3 protein-coding genes are annotated in these 1,836 nt (G+C 38.9%); 2 read left to right on the top strand and 1 reads right to left on the bottom strand.

Annotation, left to right across the window (positions count from 1 at the left end):
* Together WDC_RS09165 and galU are read left to right on the top strand one after the other, a co-directional pair.
* Positions 1 to 432: NAD(P)H-dependent glycerol-3-phosphate dehydrogenase (locus tag WDC_RS09165; protein ID WP_044011543.1), on the top strand; the 432-nt coding region annotated here is incomplete at its 5' end.
* A 62-nt stretch (positions 433 to 494) separates the two neighbouring features.
* Positions 495 to 1,397: a UTP--glucose-1-phosphate uridylyltransferase GalU gene (gene galU, locus WDC_RS09160; protein WP_044011542.1), complete on the top strand. Its 903-nt coding sequence runs from the start codon at positions 495 to 497 to the stop codon at positions 1,395 to 1,397.
* Positions 1,398 to 1,492: 95 nt separating this feature from the next.
* Here the strand turns inward: galU and WDC_RS09155 are convergent.
* Positions 1,493 to 1,836: transposase (locus WDC_RS09155; protein ID WP_191978667.1), on the bottom strand; the 344-nt coding region annotated here is incomplete at its 5' end.

Genomic DNA, 1,836 nt, shown 5'->3' with positions numbered 1-1,836 from the left:
AAAAATATTATTGCAATTGGTGCCGGTATTATTCATGGGCTAGGGTACCATGATAATGCTAAAGCAGCTTTAATTACACGTGGATTGACCGAAATCAGGCGGCTCGGTGTCGCTTTTGGAGCTAATCCGTTCACGTTTATTGGTCTCTCAGGTGTTGGTGATTTAATCGTAACAGCAACCAGTGTAAACTCACGTAACTGGCGGGCTGGCAATGAGTTAGGTCAAGGGAAATCATTAGATGACGTTATTAACAATATGGGCATGGTAATTGAAGGAGTTTACACGACCAAAGCTGCGTATGAATTGAGTCAACAACGAAACGTACCAATGCCAATTACAGAGGCAATTTATCAAGTTCTCTATGAACACAAAGATGTGAAGGTAGCTATTGAAGGGCTGATGCAGCGAGAAGTTACATCAGAACTCGAATAAGTATGGTAAAATACCAACTGTAGCGTTTTTGAGAGAGAGAAAACGAAAGGAAATTTTTGAACATGAAAAAAGTTAAAAAGGCAGTGATTCCTGCTGCTGGTCTTGGAACTCGTTTTTTGCCCGCAACTAAGGCATTAGCCAAGGAAATGTTGCCGATTGTCGACAAGCCAACCATTCAATTTATTGTTGAAGAGGCTCGTAAATCAGGGATTGAAGATATTGTGGTCGTTGATGGCAAGAGCAAACGATCCATAGAAGACCATTTTGATTCCAATCCAGAACTTGAAAATAATTTAATTGAAAAGCACAAGGATGAAATGCTAAAAATGGTGCAGGAAACCACTGATATTAACCTGTACTTCATTCGACAATCCCATCCACGTGGATTAGGGGATGCCGTTTTAACTGCGAAAGCCTTTATTGGTGATGAACCATTTGTGGTTATGCTTGGCGATGATTTGATGGACGATAAAGTGCCACTTACTCGTCAGCTGATGGACAGCTACAAGGAAACCGGTGCCTCAACATTGGCAGTTATGCGAGTACCGCATGAGGATACTGCCAAATATGGTGTTATCAATCCAAATGAGGAAGTTAAACCAGGACTTTACAATGTTTCTAGTTTTGTTGAAAAGCCTAATCCAGATGATGCTCCAAGTGATTTGGCCATCATTGGTCGTTACTTACTAACGCCTGAGATTTTTGATGTGTTAGAGCATACTAAACCGGGTAAAGGTAATGAAATCCAGTTAACGGATGCCATTGACACCTTGAATAAAACTCAGCGCGTCTTTGCCCATGAATTTAAGGGGCAACGGCACGATGTTGGTAATAAGTTCGGTTGGATTCAAACTAATATTGAATATGGTTTGACTCATCCACAGGTTAAGGATGAGTTACGGGCCTATATTAAAGAATTAGGTGCCAAGCTGACCGAAGCAGATAACAAGAAAGCTCAAAAGTAGTATTTCAAAATTACCGTTGATCAAAATTGATGCGGTAATTTTTTAGGCTCTTCGTCAAGAAGTACTGATGACTTAATTTAAGGACGTAGTCCTTACTAGGCAACTAGTTCTCTTTCAGGAGGATTAGTTGTTTTTTTGTTTAGCTGTTTTAAACTGTTTTTATAATTTATAGAGTAAAAACTAGTAGAAAATGCTACAAGTATCCTAAGTCTGAAATTGGTAAAGTTTCTGAAGCCGTATGCTGTTCGTTTTATTACTTTGATTTTATTGTTACATCCTTCAACGGGACCATTTGTATAACCCTTATAATCTTTGATGAAACTATTAGATATTTCCTGATAATGTCTTCTCAGAGTGATCTTGGCACGGTTCATTTCTTTTGGAAATGCTTCATACTGAGGATCATCTTTATCTGGCCATATTTTTTGTTTTAGGGGTC

It is taken from the genome of Paucilactobacillus wasatchensis, assembly GCF_000876205.1.
Classification (GTDB): Bacteria; Bacillota; Bacilli; order Lactobacillales; family Lactobacillaceae; genus Paucilactobacillus; species Paucilactobacillus wasatchensis.
The sequence above is the reverse complement of the archived record's forward strand: the minus strand, read 5'-3'. Positions and strand labels throughout refer to the sequence as shown.

Excerpts from the sequence above, each read along its gene's own strand:
- galU (WP_044011542.1), top strand. The coding sequence starts at position 495 with ATGAAAAAAGTTAAAAAGGCAGTGATTCCTGCTGCTGGTCTTGGAACT.